A 5,722-nucleotide genomic window follows, 5' to 3' on the forward strand; every position below is an offset into this window, starting at 1 on the left:
ACGCGGAAACACTCGCAGGACTTTACGTCGTCGCCTTCGCATGCCTCATGACGAAGCAGGCTGCCGCGCTCGCCCCAGGTTCATAACAGCCTCTACGAGGCCGGATGAGCGACGGATACGGCGTCGACGTCGGTGATCTCATTCGGAATGGTCGGCTTCCCCGATCACGCAACCGGGACTGCGGCGAAAACTGGAACGGCATCCGTTCTTGTTCAGTTTGCCCGGTATCTCGACCAACATATAAATTGCAGCTGCCACTCAATTCCGCGTGGCATCTAGTACGTATGGTTCAACGGGAGAAGAAGTATGCAGAACGAGAACGTCCTCGCATCGATGGGTTGCGAACTGACCGAGGCGGATCTCATCGCCGTCGTCGGCGGTGCGCAGGAAGCGCAGCAGTTGGAAAGCAGCGCGGCTTCTGCCGGCTGGGTCTGTTCGCTCAGCGGTGAATGCAACACCGGCGGCACGCCCTGCAATCCGCTCTCTTGGGGCCATTGATCTGACAGTCCCTGCGGCGTTATACGCCGCAGGGCAAAATCTGCCTAATCTGTTCGGAAATTCTGCGCTAAAATTAGCCAATTCTGGCAGAAACTCTGATTGTATCCTGCGTTAGCCAAGTCACTTAATATAGTTGATTACGATGCGGCGCGCTGTGCTGCCCGTATTTCGATGCTCGCTCTTGATCAGTCCGCGCGAGATTGGCGTTGAACGTCAAGCGCAACCAGCTTCAACCCATTCACGGAGGCAGACAGTGGAAGACATGCGCCGCATTTGTGCGTTCTTCGAGGATGACGCGGCGCGGGCGATGGACGCCATACGCGCTGGAACGCCTAGATCGATCATAACAGACGAGCTTATTTCTTCGCTCGGGCGCCAGCTCCGTGGGGAGATGTTCGATGCCTGCTATCGGACTCTCATCGCGCAATACAAACTAATCGAGCAGAAGGTCAGTTACGAAGCGTTTCTCGACTCGCTCGAACAGTCCGAAACCCGCGACTTTCTCCACGGTCGTTTCCCTGGACTCTCGGCGCAACTCGCGAAGTTATCCAACCGACGGGTCGCTACCGCCCTCGAAGTGTTTCGTCGGTTCGAGCACGATCTCGACGACATCGGGCGCGCGATTCTCGGAAAGAGGGCCACGCCGTCCCTTATCGACTGCCGGTTTGGTTTGGGGGATCCCCACCGCGGAGGGCGGACCGTGGCCATTCTGAGTCTGAGCGACGGCTCACGGGTCGTCTACAAGCCCCGCAAACTCGACATAGATCAGGCGTTCGCCGAAATGCTGACCCATTTAGGCTCGGACGTCGGCATGACGTTCAAGGTGCCCAAGGTCGTGTCGAAAGAAGATTACGGTTGGGCCGAATTCATATCGAACGAACCTTGCGAGTGTGAAGGCGACGTCGATGCCTATTACGAACGGCTAGGAGCGATGCTGGCGCTTCTCTACATCCTTGAGGCTACCGACTTCCACTACGAGAACGTCATCGCTCATCGGTCACATCCGGTCCTCATCGATCTTGAGACCTTCTTCCGCCCGCAGACGCCCATAGTCGGAACCGAGACGAATGAGGGTATCGAGCAGAGCGTCCTCAGGACAGGTATTCTGCCGGTCCGTCTGGAACTCGAATCCGGAGACACCGTGAACATTGCTGGGTCCAGCGACGTTGCGGGTCAAGAAGGCTTGGTCGAACGCATGACGGTCGAACGGGGGCCGGACGGGAACCCAACGCTCATCCGTCGCAAGGGCCAACTCCTCGGCGGAAGCAATGTGCCGATCCTCGATGGACGCAAGCGTCCGTTGAATGAAAGTTGCTCTCTACAACTGGAAGCCGGATTCTCCAGGATGTATCGAGAGATCCTGACGAAGCGCGCCGAAATCGGTCGCCGCCTATCCGTCTTTCTCGGCACTCAGATTCGCGTGTTGTTCCGCCATACGCTGACATACACGCATCTGCTCGATGAAGGGCGTCATCCCGTTAACCTGCTGTCCGAGCAGGCGCGCGAGAGGCACTTCTCCTCTCTGAACAAGTTGTCCAGAGACTTCGGCCTCGGCACCGTTCTCGCGCCTCACGAAATCCGCCATCTGGCCAGCGGCGATGTTCCGATGTTCACGTGCCCCGTAGGATCTCGCGATCTCGTCGTTGACGATGATACCGTGCTGACCGATTTCTTCGTGCGCGATGGCATGACGCTCGTCAGAGAACGTCTAGATGCAATGTCTGAGGCGGATCTAGCGCAACAGCTTTGGGTCATTCGAGAATCCCTCGGGATCACCGATGCCAATGTCCAAAAGCAACTGACGATGGCTACGCCATCCGTCGAGCGCGTTCAGTATGAACCGAACGATCTCGATCTTAGCAGGCGTCTCCTGGACATCAGCGCTTCGATTACCACCGCCATACGGCACAGGGTGTATTCGGACGATGCGGAGGCACGTTGGCTCGTGTCCAAGGCTCTTAGCGAAGACGGAAGGACAGTGGGCATCTCTGGCGCATTCTATGACCTGAGCGGCGGGATGCCCGGTGAAATTCTTTTCCTCTCAGCACGGGGGACAGCGCTAGGCATTGGTGCCGACGTCGACCTAGCGATGAAGGCTTACAATCACCTCCGCCGGCGACTTGACGAAGCGAGATACTCGATTCGATGCTTGGGGCTGCTCGGGGGCTGGGGCAGTGTGATACTTTCACAGGTGGCACTGTCGGCGATGCTGAGCGAGGACCGTTTTCTAGAGGAAGCCGAAGCGCTGATCCAATCGCTTGATCTCAACGAACTGATCCGCGTGGATCGTAATTTTTCCGTCGCAAAAGGTGCCGCCGGCTTCATCTTGGCTTGCGTGGAGCTGTATCTGGCCACGGGATCGCGAACCTCCCTACAGGCGGCAGAAAGCTGCTTCGCCCATCTTAAACGCAACCGTGTTCCACACGGGATCGGCTATTCCTGGCGGATCGCGAGCAGGAATTCGCTTTCCGGCCTATCACACGGCGCGTCGGGGTTCGGAATGGCCTTCGCCAAAATGCATGCGGCGACCGGGATGGATGCCTTGGCGGAAGCCGTTCAGGGCTGTCTGGCCTTTGAAAGATCCCTGTTCGTCCCGGACGCGGGCAACTGGCGCGACCTCCGTGATTACACGCTTCGGACTCAAGGTCCGGATTGTGGCTGCTCATGGGCGCACGGAGCTCCGGGCGTAGGCATAGCGCGACTGGCGATGATCGAGGCGGGTTTCGATGGTAAAGACATTCGAGACGACCTAGAGCATGCGATGACCACCACGCTGAACTCTCGATCGGCAGAAGATCTGAGCGTACTCTCTGGAGAGTTTGGTCGACTGGAACTCCCACTCCTCTATGCCGAACAAATCGATGATCGCCATCTCGAGGCGACTCTGACCCGCATCGCGGACGTTGTGAGCATACAGAATAAACTCGGTCGCGAACGCGGTAACGCATGGCTGAACCGGTCCGGCTTGATGACCGGCGCCACCGGATGCGCATATCAAGCATTGAGGATGACCCGCTCCGTGCCATCTATAGTAGGGTTTAGCATGCAGCAGTCCGTCTTCCACTCCAAACTTTCACCATCGAGACATGCTAGTATGCAAAAGATGGGAAGTAACCGGCAGGCGGCCTGACGGCGGCAAGGATCGGGCAGGAGCTATGCTGGCAATATCGACCAGAGGACTTGGCAAGTCGTTCGGAAACCATCGGGTTGTCGATGGTTTGGACCTGAACGTGGAGGCAGGAAGCGTGTTCGGCTTTCTGGGGCCGAACGGTGCGGGAAAATCCACGACCATGCGGATGATGCTCGGTCTCATCAAACCGGATACGGGCTCGGTGCGCATCATGAATCGATGCTTGGCGACGGATCGATCCGCTGCACTCCGCACCGTGGGATCGGTGATCGAAGCGCCTTCGCTGTATGACCATCTTTCCGGTCATGCGAACCTTGATCTGACTCGCAGATTGCTCGCTCTTCCAGCGAAGGAAATCGAACGCGTCCTCGATCTTGTAGACTTGGGACATTCCGCATCGCGCCGCGTTCGAGAATACTCTCTCGGCATGAAGCAGCGTTTGGCGATCGCGCGCGCGCTGCTCGGTTCACCGACGGTGCTTGTGCTCGACGAACCCTTAAACGGGCTCGACCCGCAGGGCATTTTCGACATACGCAATCTGATCCGCCGACTGGCCCATCAGGAAGGCCGCGCGGTTGTCGTATCAAGCCACCTCTTGACCGAAGTCGAGCAGACTGCCGATCATGTGGGGCTGCTGCTGAAGGGGCGGCTGGTGCTGCAAGGATCGACCGAGACGCTTCTGCGTCAGCAAGCCGCCTATCGAGTTCTCGTCGATGATCCCAGCGCCGGCAAGAGAGTGGCAGCCAATCTGAAACTGATCGCGAGCGAGATGGATGACCATTCCTTGATTTTGCGGGCCGACACGAATTCAACGGAAGACCTCAAGGCAGGCGAATTGGCACGAGCACTGGTCGTCGCTGGGCTTGAAATCCACGAATTCGCACCGGCACGAATGTCGCTGGAGCATCTTTACCAAGACGCCGTCCGACAACAGGAGCGAATCCCGGCATGATGTTGCGCGTCCTTCAGGTCGAAGTATTCAAACTCCGGCGCTCTCTCGCGTTTCCCCTGCTTCTCGTCGTTCCGGCACTTCTCGGAATCCTATCCTTCGTCATCGGCTTCGCCGCGCCTAAACCGCCGGTCTGGTCGACGCTGTTCCATGATCTCATACTGCCATTATGGGCGCTCTTTCTCCTCCCTATGTCTTTGGCGGCGTTCTCCACGCTCGTCGGGCAGATCGAATATCGCAATCGAGGCTGGGACCATGTCCTTACGCTCCCGATACCACGCTGGCAGATATTCCTGGCAAAAGCGCTTCTGGTCGTCGCCTCAGCCTATCTCATGACCGTACTGGTGATCCCGATGGTCGTCCTGGGTGGCCTGACGAGCGCTTTGGTATTCGAGACGTCGATAGGAGGAGAGTTGCCAGGCGCTCAATTTGTCGAGACAATGCTTGAACTTGCGACGAGCGCCAGTGCCATGGCTGTCCTGCAGACTTGGGCCGCTTTGCGCTTTCCCAGTTTCGTGGCTCCTATCGCACTGGGAATGAGTGGAACGCTCGTCAACTTGGCAGCGACGATAGCCCGGACAAACAAGGCGGATTGGATTCCCTGGATGATGCCTGTGCGCGTGGCGCAGGATGTCCACTCGCCACACTACGCAGCGGTCGGAGCGGCAATCGCCTGTGCGTCGCTGGTCATGATGCTAGGAAGTCTCGATCGACATAATTTCAAGTGACGGTAAGCGCGGTCTGGAGGCCGCCTTGCTGTAGGGCTGGTAGCGAGGATGCTTGTCGCCTTTGACGAGGGCGCAGGCGGTGCGGGAAGTTATTGGTTCTACGACCAGTTATACGAGCACTCGTATGACTGGTCGGATGGAGGTAGTCGGTCGGGTATCGGGCCAGCGCCGTTGGTCGGACGCGGGAAAGCTGGAGATCTTGGCCGAGGCGTTCCGGCCGGGAGTTGGTGTCTGCGACGTCATCGCGCGGCGCGAGGTGTCGAGCAGCCTGATCTACACGTGGCGAAAGCAGTTGCGCGAAGGCAAGCTGGCGGGCGTCGTGCCGTAAGCGTCCGGTGAAGGCGTCGCGTCAGGCGGGACGGTAGTTCCACGGCAGCAGTTCATTGATCTGGCGGGCTGGATGGTCGGCGATGCGGC

Annotated in this window: 5 protein-coding genes; all 5 read left to right on the forward strand. The window is 58.4% G+C overall.

The window, feature by feature from the left end; genetic code table 11:
* The first annotated feature begins 306 nt into the window (after positions 1-306).
* Positions 307-498, forward strand: a complete 192-nt coding sequence (locus tag GGQ89_RS19505; RefSeq protein WP_184107133.1) for a hypothetical protein — start codon at positions 307-309, stop codon at positions 496-498.
* Positions 499-760: 262 nt separating this feature from the next.
* Positions 761-3,628 (forward strand): type 2 lanthipeptide synthetase LanM, encoded by a 2,868-nt coding sequence (gene lanM / locus GGQ89_RS19510; protein WP_240456243.1) that lies wholly within the window; start codon positions 761-763, stop codon positions 3,626-3,628.
* 25 nt (positions 3,629-3,653) lie between these two features.
* Complete coding sequence (locus tag GGQ89_RS19515; RefSeq protein WP_184107137.1) at positions 3,654-4,580, forward strand: ABC transporter ATP-binding protein; 927 nt, start codon at positions 3,654-3,656, stop codon at positions 4,578-4,580.
* On the forward strand, positions 4,577-5,305 hold the full coding sequence (locus GGQ89_RS19520) for an ABC transporter permease (RefSeq protein WP_184107139.1): 729 nt from the start codon (positions 4,577-4,579) through the stop codon (positions 5,303-5,305). Before GGQ89_RS19515 ends, GGQ89_RS19520 begins: the two co-directional genes overlap by 4 nt.
* Before the next feature lie 136 nt (positions 5,306-5,441).
* On the forward strand, positions 5,442-5,633 hold the full coding sequence (locus GGQ89_RS19525; RefSeq protein ID WP_184107141.1) for a transposase: 192 nt from the start codon (positions 5,442-5,444) through the stop codon (positions 5,631-5,633).
* Positions 5,634-5,722: the final 89 nt, after the last annotated feature.

It is taken from the genome of Sphingomonas yabuuchiae (genome assembly GCF_014199595.1).
Taxonomy (GTDB): domain Bacteria; phylum Pseudomonadota; class Alphaproteobacteria; order Sphingomonadales; family Sphingomonadaceae; genus Sphingomonas; species Sphingomonas yabuuchiae.